This is a genomic window from Micromonospora sp. LOL_014, assembly GCF_048060245.1.
GTDB lineage: Bacteria > Actinomycetota > Actinomycetes > Mycobacteriales > Micromonosporaceae > Micromonospora_E.
In genome coordinates this window covers 1-564 of the sequence record NZ_JBHMIP010000108.1, presented here as the reverse complement: position 1 = coordinate 564, position 564 = coordinate 1, and the positions used below count along the sequence as shown (strand labels likewise).

The 564-nt window shown below is 52.3% G+C and carries 1 protein-coding gene; it reads right to left on the bottom strand.

Annotated elements, in window-relative coordinates:
- Positions 1 to 22: 22 nt before the first annotated feature.
- Positions 23 to 564: hypothetical protein (locus ACFHW1_RS28840; RefSeq protein ID WP_416616741.1), on the bottom strand; the 542-nt coding region annotated here is incomplete at its 5' end.

Genomic DNA, 564 nt, shown 5'->3' with positions numbered 1-564 from the left:
CCCAATCACTCGACACCCAAGATCATTTTACCGGGTGTCGCCATGACCGTTTGACTCCGCCGTTGTATACCCAGATTGGATTCCAAATACGGATATATTCGCCGGGGTCGTAGAAGCTGCCGAGATAGAATACGCTGCAGCTGTATCCCGCGAAGCAGTCGACATCTTCCCAATAGTAGGGCGCTCCGTTGCTGTCTTCTCCATCATATATAATTCCATATGGACCAATGGCGCCACATGAAGTGTGTGAATTTGAGTCGCGACTGATGCGCAGGATTTGGCCAGACCGGTTGTGGACTTCGCCGCAGGCGGGCCAGGTACAGCTTGGCCCCATCGTTCCTGTGTCGCTATTTTCATGATGTTTTCTCGACTCTTCGGGCAGGACGTCGACGGCTATCACGTAGTTGCTTGGCTCGTCCTGTAGTTGCTTGCTCATCTCGGCGCGTGCTGGTGTTGGGATTGTGAGCATGCTTATCAACATGAGACTAAGTGTTGCGATCGAAGGCGGGATCAAGTGATCATGGCGACACTGCGTTCTTGACCAGATCGTTGAAAACTTCGATC